The sequence below is a fragment of the Mesorhizobium sp. P2_A12 genome (assembly GCF_056405075.1).
Genome location: NZ_JBFUCU010000025.1, coordinates 1 through 14,786 on the forward strand (window position 1 = coordinate 1; position 14,786 = coordinate 14,786).

Below are 14,786 nucleotides of genomic sequence, written 5' to 3' on the forward strand. Positions count from 1 at the left end.
GTACAAAAATGGTACGCCAAATCGCAATCACCTTAACACTGCTCATTCAGTTTTCAGCTTCGGCATTTGCGGACACCTCCCAATATTGGGTCGCTAAGGATGCTGTTTCGAAGCAGTGCGAGGTGGTCACAAAGAAGCCGGACGGAACCCTGGTTATAGACCTTACGAAGGCCACATATAAGACCGAGGCGGAAGCGAAGGATGCCCTGAAGAAGCTTCCAGATTGCAAGTGACCGCGTCTGCTCGAAGCGCGTCAAAAATCGCCCGGCCTTGCCCTCGCCAGTACCGTATAGCCATCGGCGCCGTTTCCCTCAAAGCGTGCCGATAAGGCTCGGCGCCTTGCTGGTTAATGGTGCCGAACTGCAGACTTTCTCCCTGTAGGTGCTACAGGAAAATGGCCGACGCGGCTGCCCGGGTGGGAGCATTGCCTAAGCCGCGTCGGCGACTACGGCAATTTGAGGGGTTGCCGTCTGCCGGAGCTAGAGCGCGCAAACTGGCCGGCAATTGCAGACCAGCACTTGGTTAAAAACGTACAGTGAATCCTGATTGAAGCCCGCTCACAGCGTATTAAAATACCGAATGTCGCCGGCCTGAGTTATGGCGCGTCGGCGCTTGAGAGCAGAGCTAAGCTCCCGCCTATGAGGGGGTTGGCATCATGTCCCAGCCATGTGTTTCTGTGTCTGCTTTCGACTGCGATATCCTGCGCAGCGCCTTCATGAAATTGGTCACCGAAGAGAATATTCCAGAAGACCAATGGCGGTCAATCGCGGCGCTTTTGATCCGCGACTATACCGATGGCGATGACATCGATCCCGGCTTGTTGGAATGGCTGGTGCGGAAGTAGGCGTGGCACAGTTCATCTTAAGCATGTTGGTCAGGTGAGGCCCCGCGGCTACGACGTTGGATTTCGACGTCGAAGTTCAGCACCGCTTGCAGGACGATGTGGCCTCCATCGTCGCGCACTCTAATCTTCAGCTTGTGGTGGTCGCCGTCGGGAAGGCTTTCCCCGATCAATTCGACAAGAGATCGGATCGCTTCTTCCTTAACATGATCGAAGTCCCGGCAATCGGTCCCTTGGTCATCAGGGAAGTCGTGGCCATTGTCATTTACATCGAAATAAAAAAGAGCCATCGGCTACAACGAGCGTCGAAAAAGGAGGTTCCACGCGTGCTCATCAAAGCAACCCGTCTACCGCGCCGCCAATATGGCTCTGAGGGAGTTGCCGCGTCGACCCATCCAGGGCTTGCCAATTTGCCAGCAATAAATTGGTTCGCTTCCGTACCATCTTTTTTAATGAAGGACCGGTTTCTGAGGCCGTATAAATTCGCAATTGTCAACTAGGGGCGAGGACAATTGGGATGGATATCATTGAAGTAGGAGATACCGGCCGGACGGCGGTTAAAGTGGTCGGACCATGCGGTGAGTGGCACGTCCGAGTGATTGAGGCCGACCGCGAAAAAACCCTGACATTCGAGCTAAAGGTCCACGATGAGGCCGTTAGCCAGATCACAGCCGCGACGATACCTAGCCGTGGGGCCGCACACGGCCAATTGAATTGCGGCGCGGGCGGTGAAGCTCCCCGTTCCAGTGTCGCCCGATCTTTGCCGTGTTTAGCTATCAGTTCCTTTGGCTGCTGGACTGTTATGCCTGCCTTCTTGGTAAGTACTCGACCTCATAGTCCTCACTGCCCGACAGTCGGTCACGATCACGGAAATCGAGCTTGGTCTTGTCGTCGACCATTTCGGTTCCTCTCTGCGGTTGATGACGCCGGAAACGTGTAGCCGGCGAGTTTGTTGCAGCAGAAATCCATTGCCGTTCCGGAACCATTTTTAGAGCATGCCAATTGAACCGCGGTTTTGTTGAATCGCGGTTTTGCGGGTCAAGAAGCCTCCCGAAAGTGACGACTGGAGTCACGAAGTCAAATTCGACGGCTACCGCTCGAGGAAGACCTTCTAGAGGTCAATAGGACCGGCCGGCGAGATTATCCTGCATCAGCGCTGACGTGCCATGGCAGCGGTATTTGGGGCCGGGCATTCGGCGACCCGATACTGGTTGTCGCGATGTGCGGAAACCAGCTCATAGGACCCGCTAAGGCCGTCGATCACCAGATCGAGGAATGCGTTGCAGGCGGCAACCCAGTCCACACTATCAGACACCGCGAGCGAGAAGGTCGTGCCCTGGCAATAGTTGGCATACAAGACAGCTAGTGAGCCGCCTCCGGTGTACCCTATGCTTAGTTGAACCCATTCATCCGGCGATCCTGTCTGCTGGGGTGCAGCCCGGGCTGGAAGTCGACGGCGACTGCAACACTCCCCCAGGATCGATAGCCGCCGGTCAAATCCTCGGAGCTGGATCGTAGGCGATTTTCCCAACCTCTTGCGCGGCGCACGCCACCAGCCCGTCTGCGCAAGCACGGGATGGCCGAACGATTGCTTATTTACCAAGGCCGAAATGGCATCGGCCATAATTGTTCTGCGCGGAAGGTCTGCCCTCACATCAAACACCCCGCACTCATAGTATCCATCCTCGCGCATCATCATGGAATTCCAGTCTACGGCGCCGAACATTGACCAAGCAGTGACGGCACGCACGTCAATGCCCTCAGCCACGCATTCGCCTGCAGCCTCCCATCCCTCCATGAACCACCGCAGCTGTTCCTCACGGGTGCAGGCGTTGTGCACTTCTCCAATTGCCAACGGTAGAGAGTAGCGACGCCACACCTCGCGCAGGCGGGAGGCAAATCCGAGTTCGCAGGCTTGCGCGTCGGCGCGGACAGCGGCGAAGTCGACATAGGGATCGATGCCGTTGCCGCCGACCGGTTCTTGAGGGTGCCTTTCGACCCGATGATCGAGGAATCGATCGCTGGTGAGGTAGTAATCAACGCCGATGAGGTCCGGAGGGCAGGGCGCGCCCTCCAACTCTGCCAAGTGGGCTGCATCGACACCAGCGTCGAGGAGGCGTTCATGGAACGGATGGCTCTGACCGACATGCCCACAAAGCAGATCCAGCGATAACCATCGCCGGCCATTCTCGTATTCAGCCTGGTATGTCAGCTTTGGCGTCGCAAAAATCTTTCCGAAATCCTCGGTCTGCAGAAGGCGGGCATCGGGAATGACCTTGCGGATAGCCGACATTGTCATGGCTATCGCAAGGCACTGGGCAACAAGAAGCCGCAGGCAACTTGGCTCGTCCGCGCGGTGCGGATGCCAAAACCCATAAAGACCGCTTAGGCGGGCGGTTGCCATCGGTTCGTTGATCGGCGTGAAAGTCTTTACCCACGGGTACCGACGAGCAAGCCGCCCGCCAAACGCGGCGAGATGTTCCGCAAAATCGGGTGCGAGAATGGACGTCCAGCACGGCCCGCTCCCATGGTGGACAAGAGCTGCAATTGGACTGATGCCGAGTTGGCGCATGCGTTGGAACCGCTCGTCGAGCCAGTTCCAGTCATCCTGACCCTCCAAAGGCTCGACGTGCTCCCACAACGCAGGATATCGAAGTGTTTTGATACCGAGGGAAGCGACGAGATCTAAATCCTCAACGCGTTTTGAATGACCGGTTTCGGCGAGCTGATTGCGGGTCACGCCACCTACACGAACGACGCTGCATTCAATGCCGCCCCAAACTTCAACCATGACTACCCCGCCGCGCCCTTGGCAAGGGATAGCTCCTGCGCGCCCATCTTCTGAATGCGATTGAACGCGGCCAGCGCCTGACCAATTACTTGGTCCATATTGTAGTACCGGTAGGTTGCCAGCCGACCGACGAAAATCGCATCGGTCTGCTGAGCCGCGAGTGCCTCATATCGCTTGTAAAGCACTTCATTGTCCGCCCTGGGCACCGGATAGTAAGGATCGCCGTCATCCGTTGGATATTCGTAGGTCAGGCTTGTTTGAGGATGCTGCTGTCCCGTCATATGTTTGTATTCCGTGATCCTGGTGAAGGCCTCGGTCTGCGGGTAGTTGACGACGGCGACCGGCTGGAACCGTGGGGTGTCGAGTGTGACGTGCTCGAAACGCAAAGATCGGTACGGCAATTTTCCCAGCCTGAAGTCGAAAAATTCATCGATTGGACCGCTATAGATGAGGCGCCGATAGGGGATGACCTCTCGAACCTCGCGGTAGTCCGTTTGCAGCATCACCTTGATATTGGGATGGGCCAGCATCCGTTGAAACATGCGTGAGTAGCCGCCCCCTGGCATGCTTTGGAACGCGTCGCCGAAATACCTGTCATCGCGATTGGTTCGTGTCGGCACGCGCGCTGTCACTGACCTGCTCAGCTGCGACGGGTCGACCCCCCACTGTTTTCGCGTGTAGCCTTGAAAAAACTTCTGGTAGAGTTCGCGTCCCACCGTGCCCACGACCACGTCCTCGGCGGTGCGGATTTCTTGCACGCTCTCTCTCCGTTCGACCAGAAACTGCTCCATTTGCTCGGAGGTTAGCTCGAGGCCATAGAGACGATTGATCGTGTCCAGGTTAATTGGAATTGGCAGAAGCTGACCGTCAACCTTGGCTAGAACACGGTGCTCATAAGGGCGCCACGCCGTGAACTGAGACAGGTAGGCGACAATGGATTCAGAATTGGTGTGAAAGATATGCGGCCCATAGCGATGCACGAGAATGCCGGCTTCATCGTACCAATCAAAAGCGTTGCCGCCGATGTGACTCCGACGATCGACGACGAGCACTGTCTCGCCGCGCCGACTGGCTAGTCGCTCTGCCAAAACGCTTCCGGCGAAGCCTGCGCCGACGACAAGCCAATCAAACATGGTCGACCAACCTCTTGAACCCGGGGCGGCGCACAACCTTCCCGGGCTCAAACAGGGCGTGCATGGCACTCCAGGTCGAGTCCCAAGACATTCCGGAGAGGAACGCATCGACCTTGGCCATTGCACCGCGACCCTTGCGCAGAGCGGTGCTAAGGGCGGCTGGCATAGACCCTGTATCAGCAATCTCGACCAGTCCGCGACCGCCGTAGGTTCGCACCACATCGACGATAGCAGTCGAGACCACCGGCAGTCCGCCGGCTAGGAACTCAGGCGTCTTCGTCGGACTGATAAACCGCGTGGCGTCGTTCAAGGCGAAAGGCATCCACCCTACGTCCCAACCAGCCATGTATCTGGGCAGCTCGGCATACGGCTTAGCGCCCAACCAATGAATGTTTGGGCCGGCGGGCAGCGTGGCCGGGTCGATCTTGACCACTGGACCGATCGTGACGAACTGGACCGTAGGCATCGCTGTAGCGGTTCGAGCCATCAGGTCGACGTCGAACCGCTCGTCGATGACTCCGAAGAAGCCTACGCGGGGATGGGCAATGGTCTGCTGGTCGGCGGGGTCTGCCTGAGGCCGGCGCGCCTGATGGAAGTGTGCCGTGTCAATGCTGCTTGGAAATGCATGGACGGAGTGATGCCGACTGCGCTTGGACTCGTAAAGGCTCATTCCGCCCGTGAACACGACGTCGGCCTTGCCGAAGAGCTGCTCCTCAAGTCGCTCAAGTTCGGGAGGTGCGTTTTTGAAGGCAGAAAGTTCGTCCATGCAGTCGTAAATGCAGATATCCTCCTGCAGCGCGGCCGTGAACTTAAGGGCCATGGGCGTGTAGTACCAGGTCACCAGCTGGTCGTGCTCGATGCCCGCCACGAGATTCTCAAGCAGAATGGCGATGGCTCTGTCGACCTCCATTCCGGACTGGTGGTGTGGCAGTATCGGCGTCACAACGTCCAGGCTTGGCCCAACCGCTTTGCGACGAAGAAGAGGGATCTGGACGGGCGCGAAGACGGGTTCTTCGAAGAACACGACGGTGTAGTCGGCTGCGGCGCGCGTCATCAAATGTTGCGGGCGTTGAAAAACAAAATCCCACCGCAAATGGGAAAAACATAACAGAAGTGGGTTACTACAAGGCACGAGCAAGGGGTTGGATACAGTCTGATCCATTGCAACGATCCGCATTAGGTTTGACTTGTGCTGGTTCAAGTTCCGTCCGCAGATCGGGTTCCACGGACGACGGAATTTTGTCTTCCTTAGCCTGGCAACCCGGGAAACCACAGCCTGGCAACCCGACAAGCACGATTTCTCGTGATGGCTGGAACGGGCATCGCCTCCGTAAGTTGTGGGCGGGGAGGCGCCTATGATTGTCGATGCACACCTTCATACGTCGGGCCGAGAAACGACGGCAGATGTGCTACAGACGCTTGATGATGCAAGCGTGGATGTCGCGTTCCTGCTGGCGCCGTTCCTGACACCGCCCTATTCGCTGAATGACCGGGAGTCGTTGCGCGCTGGCAACCGCTACCTTTCCGACCTTATCAGAGGCCACTCGGATCGGCTCGTCGGGTTCGCGGTTGTCAATCCGCTCCATCCGCAGGCAGCCGACGATCTTGAGGAGGCAGCCGCGCTTCCCGGTATTCGCGCGCTGAAATTGGTTCCGACCGGATGGTATCCGTATGACGAGTGCGCCCATCGCGTGTACGCGGTCGCCGCAAGGCTCGACCTGCCCATTTTGTTTCATAGCGGAATTTTCATTGACGGCCGATCCGGCCGTTTCTGCCGGCCGTCTTTCTACGAGGCCGTTCGCGATCATCCCGGCCTTCGCGTCACCTTGGCTCACCTTGGCTGGCCATGGTGTGACGAAGCCAACGCGGTTGGTGTTATCGACCGGATAAATGGCGTTGACCCAGCCGAGAGCCAGTTTCGCTTCGACCTGTCCTTTGGACCACCTCCCATCTACCGCGACGAGGTCTTTCGCAAGGCAATCGACATGATCGGCCCACGCTCGCTGCAATTCGGCAGCGACCGATTCTTGCCGTGCAGTGGTCCTCATATCCACGCTGCTCTTGACGAGGTCACGGCAATTCTCGAGCAGCTCGACGTCGCAGCCGATGACCGAAATGCGATCATGTCGGGGACTGCAATGGATTGGCTAAGGCTACGCCCCTCGCAAGGAGGAAACTGATGGGCCGGACCCCGCGTGCGGTGCCAGGCGGCCAGACTGATGAGCGCACGCATGTGCTTGAGGTCTTGGGCAACGCCATCGTCGGAGGCATGGAAAACTACGTGCGTAATCTGGCTGCGAACCTGCCATCGAACGAGTTCAGAGTGTCGCTCCTGTGCCCGTATGAAAGCCCTTATACCGCATTGTTAAGGTCCGAAGGCAGAGACGTGTATATTGCGCCCCTGCGTGATGATCCACCTTGGAAGACAATCGAACTGATATGCACACTCGTCCGTGAAACCGGTGTCGACTTGCTCCACGCTCACCTGATGAACGCGCATACCGTGGCGGCAATGGCCGGCCGACTGAGCGGGACGCCGACCGTTGCCACGTTGCACGGGATGAGCTTGCATCCGCAGGAAATTAGTGTGGCGCGCACAACCGGGAGCCACACCATTGTTGTGTGCCGCGAAGCTTGGTCGCAAGCACTTGCGGTGGGATTGGCGCCGGAGCTTGTAAGTCTCGTTCCGAACGGGGTCGACCTCGCTGTGTATCATCCGATGTCGGCTGACCCCTTGGACTTCCGCCAAACGATTAACGTCGGCCCCGCCGATATTTTGGTCGGCTTTGTTGGCAGGCTGGCCTGGGAAAAAGGCCCTGACAAATTTATCAAGGCAGCCGAATTCATATTGCAAAGGCGCCCCGATGTGCATTTCGCAATGGTTGGCACCGGGTCAATGGAAAAGGATCTCACGGCCACCGTTCGACGTGCAGGGCTGGAGCCGCGCATCCATATGGTTGGCTTAGCGCGCGAACCACATCGGATTTATCCGGCATTTGATTTGCTGTTGCATACTTCGCGCGCTGATGCGATGCCGCTTACCATCCTGGAGGCCATGGCATCTGGCGTACCAGTCGTGGCGATCGGCGTCGGTGGCGTGCCGGAAATCGTCACTACGGGCGAGACCGGGATTCTCATAGGAACCACCGAATGGCCCGGCATCGTGTCGGAATATCCCGGCGACTGGGAAGGCGTCGCCCTCGCGGCTATCTCGCTGTTATCCAATCCCGTTAGGCTAAAATCGATGGCTGGCGCGAGCGTGAGGCGAGCGCAAGCGAGCTTCGATATCCGCCAGTCAGCCACTCTGACGGGTCATATTTTCCGGCAGTTGCGAGGATCTCGTCCCGATAAGGCCCGCCTCCACTCCATCCCCTGAATTCCAGGTAGCACGACCACAGGATTAGAATTTAGTGGCCCTGATCCCGGTAATGACAGGGTAAAGGGGGTCAACAACGTCGAGGCTTGCGCGGTCGATCTCCTCCAAAGCAAGACCTTGCAGAAAGGCTGTGGCGGCCAGAACATTGCCGAATTGCTGCACTTCCACTCCAGCCGAGCCAAACCTTTCCTCGAATAGGCGTCGTGCAGCACTCTGGGTCATGGCCCAGAACCACTTTTCTGGCCCGTCATGGGCGTCGATGGAAGTGATGCCTGGTACCGTCGCCAACACCACACCACTTGGTGCCAAGGCGCGGTGGATCGTTGCAAGTGCCCCCCGCACGTCGTAGATCATGTGCAGCGTCTGGGTCACGATGATGCAGTCAAGGCGCCCGCCCTCCACGGCATTCTCGTTCTGAAGATCGATGCGCATCGTGGCGTGAGGATTGGCACTCTCTGGCGAGTCGATAATGTCGGAAGTCAAAACCCGCTCCAGGCCAAAACGGAGCGTGTAGACATTGTCGCCGATCTCCGCGACGCGCCCTCGGATGTCCTCTGCGTGGCGCCGTAGGAAACTCTCGATGTAGTAGCGGTCGAGTGGCGTGCCCCGATCGCCCCCAAATTTCCGGCTTATAGGTTCGACCTCGCCAAGGTCTCCAAAGACCACCGAACCAGGTGCCGGGACAGCTCGCATCTGCGATTCAAACCTGGGAGCCAGGGGCGAGGATCTTGCTTGGGCTGTCATCACGTCGCTCCCTGAAGGCTTAGTTGGTGTGGCCTTGTCATGAATGCGAGGACCACTCGATCGACAGCATATCGCTGGCTCATGAGAGGCATGACCACCCAGATTGCTTCTGCCTCAGCCATCAGCTTTCTTCCTCGCTGCCGTCGCATTTTGACCGCTGGGGCCTGCAGTCTTTGCGTCCTTCGAGTGAGCTGCCAATGCAGGACCAGCCCCGGTCGCCTTGCACATGTCGCCCCTGCGCTTTTCTGGCTGTTCTTTTTTGCCCAAGAGGCCCGAAAATACTTGCCGAAGAACCCCATGATTTCCGCCTCGATTAAGCAATTCAGTCATACCTAATACGAATTTGCCGGGAGATGTTTTGTTCCTCCGGGAGCAACGTCGCTACGATTCCGGCTGTTCCTGGTTCAGGCGCTCTTCGTTTCAGCGCATTGGGACCCTCTTGGTGATTTGATGTCGTTCAAGATCCGGCAGGACGGCGCGATGCGTCGCGTTTTTAGCGGACATCGATTTGCGACCGACGCGGTGGAACGTCTTTACCCGATCGACGTTGGCACTGATCTCTACTCGAGGACACTTCGGTATGGTGATGTTCGCCGAGACCAAGGCTCAACACATAGCCGAAGACGGATTGCTTTCGACTGAAGAGAAGATCGCGCAGTTGTGCGAACTTGACGCTCGTCTCGACGCGTCAAGATCGAGACCGCTTTGTCTGATTAGGTCGGTCTGTAACAACGCTCGTTGGTGGCAGCTTCTTGTCTTCGGTGCACTGCGGAAAGCGTTCAGCGGTTTGGCGGGCCCGATGTCCAAAAAGGCGAGAGCCTTAATCAATTGCTGGGCAAACCGGTATCCGCAGTTCAATAGACGGCGATCGATTGTCCCTACTCAACTACCGCTACATCAACCCGGCCGGCTCAAGTCTTGACGTTCGCCGCAATGCGCGCGAATTTTGTGATCGTCGATCCACCTTGGCGATCGAGGAGCGGGCAATGCAGGGCCGCAGGTCGAGCGGACGGGGCAATACGGTGCAGACGAATTCGCATCGAAGCACGGCTTGTCCGAGAAGTCGGCGCGGCTCATTCTCAATCTTTATGGACCATCCAGGCCGGCATGCGATGCTGCCGCAGTGGCTTTCAAGGAAGCGGTCGCACAGCGGCAAGCTGGCCGGTTGATAAACCTCCTCAACATCGACTAGGACACGCGGCCCACTGCGGATAAAAGGATTCACATTAATCTCGTGATCTATGCGGCCTTTCTTGAGGGCCTCGACAAATCCGGACACATGCGCCGATGTGACGAGAAGGTGGCGACGGTCTGAGCAACAATCAGCCTGCCGAAATGCGGGTCGGGTGGCCCGACTTACCGTTTAATGTGCAGCCGGTTGTGACGGCTGCGCCCCTTGCTGATCACCGCCTGTGCTGAACTGCGGCGTTGGATTCTTGTCCACCTTGGGATTGTGATCGATCGGCTGGCTGTTAACACTGTCAGACTGAGATTGAACGCGATTGGTCGAGGCCGGGTTTGTGCTGGAGGCAGCGGGAGCCTGGCTGTCCTGCAGGTCTGTCGAGGGTCCTTTGATGATTACGCCATAGATCTCGACGACACCCCAGGCGGCAATGGCCAGCAGGAGCGCGGCTATGAGGACAATTAGGACGGGCCGCCCAAGAGGTCCTTGTCGAACTTGGTTTTCAGGAACGTTGTTAGTCATAGGACACCTTGGGAAAAGAGGGGTGGCCCGCGACTGCGGTCAAAGCTGCGCGGGCCGACGGAGACGAGTCAGCTTGGTCAGCGGCACGACCGATGAGAACGTGCTGCTCCGGCTTAACCTTGAACGATCCCAAAGGTTCCGGCCGTCTAGAGCGAGATGAGAAACGAACAATGAAGCTGAGTTCCCATCTGCGATCGGCTCATGAGTTCCGAAGTCATGAGTCTTGCCGTCAGCTGTTGCCTACCAATTGCGAGGGAGGGGAGAGACCTTGGAGTCCTCATACACCAGTAAATTTTGCCTGCGTTTTGACAAGCACCAGGCCCAGGCCTGCGCTGAGTCTCAACTCTCTGAGCCGGCGGTCTAAGCGTCTCTGGCCTGTCCTTCGGCGTCTATCAGCTTGCGCGCCTCGCGGTCGGCTCGTTCAAATTTTCCCTTGTCGATGCGATGTTTTTCCAAGGCAGCCTCCTGTTTTGCCGCCTTGCTCGAAATTTCGTCATCTACCAATGTCGAACTAGCTTTTTCCACACCGGATCCTCGCCTAGATCCGTGTGAAATCTGCGAGTGCCAAGCGTCGCCCTTCCGCATGGCGGGATAGTTAAGCGAGCTTGCCGCCTGTACGGGCTCAAGCGGCTGAGAGATAGGGGTGCTCGTGCTCTTGCCCCCAGACGGGAGGCAGAGCGTGAGCGAGGCTCAGTAATCGACCGCTCGCAATGTTGGAGGGCACCGGAGCCATTCGAGGGGTCACGATGCGCGATCGCGAGAAGCTGGAACATCTTGCTGGGCAGTCCTACGTGTTCGCGCTCCCTATCAAGCGAGGCCAGTGAGTTGGATGTGCGCTATTTCAACATCCGCTATCGCGGCCGTACCGATTATGAAGTCGACGAGTTGCCCGAGTCTTAAAGACCGCGACGAACCATGCCTACCTTTGTCTCTTAGGGAGGCTAAAGATGAACCACATTTTTCAGGCGCTCACGGTTGAGAAGGCAGCTGAAGCTTATGTTCTCTCCAGGAGCAAAGGGCCGGTTCATGTCCTGGCGCAGGCGATCCGCGCCATCAGAACGCTAATGCCGGACTGTGCATCTCCATAGATCTATAGCCAACGTCCTCCATAGTTTGAGGAAGACGTTGCCGCTTGACGAACATACGGATCGGGAGCTTGAGGAACTCATTGCGCTGATTGCTGTCGATACCGCAAACTGGATCCCACTCGGCATCAACTTGACCCCGCCTCCGTCGGCGTCGTCACCCAAACTCCCGCAGGTCTTTCGCTTCTCGTTCGAGGATAGCCGCCACCTCCTCATGACCGAGATGTGTAAGCATTACCGCGATGCAACATTCCAAATACGTGAGCGACGAGCGGCGCAAAAAGTCGGCAGTGGCGCTTTCTGCCAATCGGTCAATCCGCTCGACCTCACTCCTACGAACCTCACTCATCGCCTAACCTCTCAGCATTTTACGATCTGGCCAATCGCAGGGACAGCATGACAACTTCCGACATGCCAAGAAGTGTCATCTCAGTTTTCAGTTGTTCGTTCACAGCGATGCCCCTGCGGAGTGTGCTGGCCCGTGATTGGTAAAAATCGAACATTGAACCTTTTCCAACCACGGAAATTAGACGGCAATGGCGAGATATTTCTTCGATATACTGGATGCCGATATCGCTGATCCAAACGATCTTGTCGACGTGCATGACGCGCGGGAGGCAGGACTGCGAGCCCTCGCAGCGATCATGAGGGAATCACATCCGGACGGCACCAAACGCGCCTTCGAATTCAACGTTTGTGATGAAGTAGGCCGACACCATCTGCACCTCACCATCACACTCGAATGGAGGGATGCACCTGGCCATCCTTCAATGGCAAGCCATTAACCTGATTGAGGCCAGGAAGATCACCTTTGGTCGCCGCCGTGCTGCGCATCGATTTCGATCCAAGCCGGCGCGTGATCGCTTGGCTTCTCCCATCCGCGTGTCTCCACATCGACGCCGGCGCTTCGCAAATGGGAAGAGAGGGAAGGGCTCACCAGAAGGTGGTCCATTCGAAGTCCTGAACTTCGGTCATATCCGCCGCTATAGGAGAAGTTCTAGTAGGTGTAGATGGCGCTCTCTGGATGAGTATGACGAACGGCATCGATCCATCCTTGCGCGAGCATCCGGCTGTAGGCGTCCCTGCTTTCAGGGAAGTACACAGCATCGCCGATCCATCGCCTTGGCACGACCGCATCGCGTGGGGTCGGAACCACATTATAATCGCCGCAGAGCACGGTTGGCCTACCGGCTTCAAGCAACGACAACCGTAGCTGATGAGCCTTTCAAACCAGCCGAGCTTATAGTCGAATTTGGAGCCAGGCGCTGGATTGCCATTGGGCAGATAGAGACAGCCAACCACAAGCCCGTTTACATCGGCCTCGATATAGCGGCTGTGCGTATCGTCGGGATCGCCAGGCAAGCCGCGCCGGAGTTCTACGGGATCGGTCCCGCGGGCAAGGATTGCCACGCCGTTGTAGGACCTCTGGCCGTGCCAGATGGCGCCGTATCCGGCGTTACTGATCGCCCCCAGCGGAAAATTTTCGTCAGATGTTTTGAGTTCTTGAAGGCAAACGATGTCGTATTTGGTTTCATCCAGCCACCTGAGAAGCACCGGCAGCCGACCGTTGACGCCGTTTACATTGAAAGTTGCGATGTGGGTCATTCGCACCTCTTATTGGGCGGTGGCCTTCCTGCTGGAACGGGCGCGTCACTTATCCGGATCAAGACTATCGGCAACTTCATCCTTCTCATCGCGAGGCAGAACAGCAAAGGCACACGCCGTCGGTATGATGATGGGCCATTCTAGCTTCATGATGCCGAAGGCTAACCACGGAGACCAGCCCTTGTCTCGCGTTTTGATGATCTTCCAGGCCTGAGGCGTAAAGCTGGTCATGGAGCAGACGGTGCCAGGTAACCTACAAGAGTGACTGAGTTCATGCGTGCCGCCCTACCAACTCGGATCTTCAGACAGGCGTGCCCGCGGCGCCACTCGTCAAGATTATCGCGAAAATTACGCGGCTAGCTTCCCCGCTAAGGTGCAAACTCATGCCGGGAATGTGGTTTAGGTTAATTGCCCGCCTCTTCGAACGTGAAACACGCTGGGTTTTTCCGGCTGCAGCAGGTCTGACCCTTATGCACGGTCTTCCCGAGGCTTTCCCAGGTAGCCAACCTCCCAAATAGAAAAAATTAATAAAATCAAGGTGGTGACACGAGGATCTAGCATTGCCAATTTTCGCGACGCCCAAACCGGCCCGCTGCGGTTTCCAGAGCCAGTTCGGACACCGTCCTTAAGACCGGCCTCGCAGAGCCTGTGCTTCCCGTTCCAGTGTCTCGCGGCTGTTGCCGTGCTTTGCGATCAGGTCCCTCACTTGCTGAGGGGTGATGCCGGTCTTACTGGCGAAATACTCGACCTCGTAGTCCTCGTCCGCCGATATACGATCTCGGTCACGAAAGTCTCGTTTGCTTTTATCATCAGCCATTTTCGTTCCTCCACAGTAAAGCAATCGACCGAAACGCCATTCGAGGCGATTTGGCCGCCTTGCGAGTGTCACATCAAAGATCGCGTCCACGTCTATCCCGCTGTAGGTCTTCTCCGCTATAGACGTCGGCGTTCGGGTCGAAACCGGTCCAGCCGCCAGCCTCGTATTCATTGCGTCTGCCAGCGACGTCGACCGAATTGTATTGCTTGAGGATTTGTTCGGCATTCGGCGCAAGGTTATCGTCGACCTTGGCCGTGACCATCGTCCCACCGCGACGAACGCCTTCGGCATAGACATGGGCGTCGTTTTCGGGGACGCCGGCGTTTGTCATGGCGCCGATGATGCCCCCTGCTGCACCACCGACCACGGCCCCGCCAACCGCGCCGACAGCAGTGGCAGCCAACCACCCGGCTGCAACCACAGGTCCCACCCCAGGAATGGCCATCAGGCCGAGGCCTGTTGCCAGGCCGCCGGCGCCGCCAATGACGGCTCCCACGCCAGCGCCAGTAGCCGCGTCCTCGCCGGCGTCGGTCTCCTCATCCTTGTGCCAGCCGGTCGCATTGTTGGCCACAATGCTGATGTCATCGCGCGGGACGCCGGTGGCCACGAGTTCGCCTACGGCATCATTGGCATCGTCATAATTGTCGAACAGTCCGGTTACGATTTTCATCTGGGTCTCTCCTCGCTTT

The 14,786-nt window shown here is 57.5% G+C and carries 16 protein-coding genes and 1 pseudogene; 6 read left to right on the forward strand and 11 right to left on the reverse strand.

Annotated features, from left to right (window positions below; all coding sequences use genetic code 11):
- A partial coding sequence (locus AC1DZU_RS31200; protein WP_477290709.1) for a hypothetical protein occupies positions 1–233 on the forward strand: 233 nt, incomplete at its 5' end.
- Between the two features lie 482 nt (positions 234–715).
- Positions 716–844: a hypothetical protein gene (locus AC1DZU_RS31205; protein WP_477290711.1), complete on the forward strand. Its 129-nt coding sequence runs from the start codon at positions 716–718 to the stop codon at positions 842–844.
- Between the two features lie 17 nt (positions 845–861).
- On the opposite strand, the gene AC1DZU_RS31210 is transcribed toward AC1DZU_RS31205, so the two are convergent.
- The 4 genes from AC1DZU_RS31210 to AC1DZU_RS31225 form a co-directional block, all read right to left on the reverse strand.
- Complete coding sequence (locus AC1DZU_RS31210; protein WP_477290713.1) at positions 862–1,131, reverse strand: DUF6894 family protein; 270 nt, start codon at positions 1,129–1,131, stop codon at positions 862–864.
- 860 nt (positions 1,132–1,991) lie between these two features.
- On the reverse strand, positions 1,992–3,632 hold the full coding sequence (locus AC1DZU_RS31215) for a glycoside hydrolase family 1 protein (protein ID WP_477290715.1): 1,641 nt from the start codon (positions 3,630–3,632) through the stop codon (positions 1,992–1,994).
- 2 nt (positions 3,633–3,634) lie between these two features.
- Positions 3,635–4,765: a UDP-galactopyranose mutase gene (gene glf / locus AC1DZU_RS31220; protein ID WP_477290717.1), complete on the reverse strand. Its 1,131-nt coding sequence runs from the start codon at positions 4,763–4,765 to the stop codon at positions 3,635–3,637.
- Positions 4,758–5,927 carry a glycosyltransferase family 1 protein gene (locus AC1DZU_RS31225; RefSeq protein WP_477290719.1) on the reverse strand — a complete coding sequence of 390 codons (1,170 nt, stop codon included), beginning with the start codon at positions 5,925–5,927 and terminating at the stop codon, positions 4,758–4,760. Before AC1DZU_RS31225 ends, glf begins: the two co-directional genes overlap by 8 nt.
- Positions 5,928–6,120: 193 nt before the next feature.
- Here AC1DZU_RS31225 and AC1DZU_RS31230 point away from each other — a divergent pair, with 193 nt between their 5' ends.
- Both AC1DZU_RS31230 and AC1DZU_RS31235 read left to right on the forward strand, forming a co-directional pair.
- On the forward strand, positions 6,121–6,945 hold the full coding sequence (locus AC1DZU_RS31230; protein ID WP_477290721.1) for an amidohydrolase family protein: 825 nt from the start codon (positions 6,121–6,123) through the stop codon (positions 6,943–6,945).
- Entirely contained in the window at positions 6,945–8,141 is a 1,197-nt protein-coding gene (locus AC1DZU_RS31235) for a glycosyltransferase family 4 protein (RefSeq protein ID WP_477290723.1), read from the forward strand. The genes AC1DZU_RS31230 and AC1DZU_RS31235 overlap by 1 nt, the downstream gene beginning before the upstream one ends.
- A gap of 24 nt (positions 8,142–8,165) precedes the next feature.
- Here the strand turns inward: AC1DZU_RS31235 and AC1DZU_RS31240 are convergent, their stop codons facing one another.
- The 3 genes from AC1DZU_RS31240 to AC1DZU_RS31250 all read right to left on the reverse strand — a co-directional run bounded on the left by AC1DZU_RS31240 (position 8,166) and on the right by AC1DZU_RS31250 (position 11,115).
- A complete protein-coding gene (locus AC1DZU_RS31240; RefSeq protein WP_477290725.1) occupies positions 8,166–8,885 on the reverse strand; it encodes a methyltransferase domain-containing protein in 720 nt (239 codons plus the stop codon).
- A 1,363-nt stretch (positions 8,886–10,248) separates the two neighbouring features.
- Positions 10,249–10,590: a hypothetical protein gene (locus tag AC1DZU_RS31245; protein ID WP_477290727.1), complete on the reverse strand. Its 342-nt coding sequence runs from the start codon at positions 10,588–10,590 to the stop codon at positions 10,249–10,251.
- Between the two features lie 360 nt (positions 10,591–10,950).
- Positions 10,951–11,115 carry a hypothetical protein gene (locus tag AC1DZU_RS31250; RefSeq protein ID WP_477290729.1) on the reverse strand — a complete coding sequence of 55 codons (165 nt, stop codon included), beginning with the start codon at positions 11,113–11,115 and terminating at the stop codon, positions 10,951–10,953.
- Between the two features lie 600 nt (positions 11,116–11,715).
- Here AC1DZU_RS31250 and AC1DZU_RS31255 point away from each other — a divergent pair.
- Positions 11,716–12,075, forward strand: a complete 360-nt coding sequence (locus AC1DZU_RS31255; protein ID WP_477290731.1) for a hypothetical protein — start codon at positions 11,716–11,718, stop codon at positions 12,073–12,075.
- 136 nt (positions 12,076–12,211) lie between these two features.
- Positions 12,212–12,460 carry a DUF6894 family protein gene (locus tag AC1DZU_RS31260; protein ID WP_477290733.1) on the forward strand — a complete coding sequence of 83 codons (249 nt, stop codon included), beginning with the start codon at positions 12,212–12,214 and terminating at the stop codon, positions 12,458–12,460.
- A gap of 20 nt (positions 12,461–12,480) precedes the next feature.
- On the opposite strand, the pseudogene xth reads toward AC1DZU_RS31260, so the two are convergent.
- From xth to AC1DZU_RS31280, 4 genes and pseudogenes are all read right to left on the reverse strand, one after another.
- Positions 12,481–13,280, reverse strand: a pseudogene (gene xth, locus AC1DZU_RS31265) (exodeoxyribonuclease III).
- A gap of 45 nt (positions 13,281–13,325) precedes the next feature.
- Positions 13,326–13,511 (reverse strand): hypothetical protein, encoded by a 186-nt coding sequence (locus AC1DZU_RS31270; protein ID WP_477290735.1) that lies wholly within the window; start codon positions 13,509–13,511, stop codon positions 13,326–13,328.
- A 394-nt stretch (positions 13,512–13,905) separates the two neighbouring features.
- Complete coding sequence (locus AC1DZU_RS31275) at positions 13,906–14,097, reverse strand: DUF3606 domain-containing protein (RefSeq protein WP_477290737.1); 192 nt, start codon at positions 14,095–14,097, stop codon at positions 13,906–13,908.
- A gap of 73 nt (positions 14,098–14,170) precedes the next feature.
- Positions 14,171–14,767 (reverse strand): hypothetical protein, encoded by a 597-nt coding sequence (locus tag AC1DZU_RS31280; RefSeq protein WP_477290739.1) that lies wholly within the window; start codon positions 14,765–14,767, stop codon positions 14,171–14,173.
- Between the last annotated feature and the right edge of the window lie 19 nt (positions 14,768–14,786).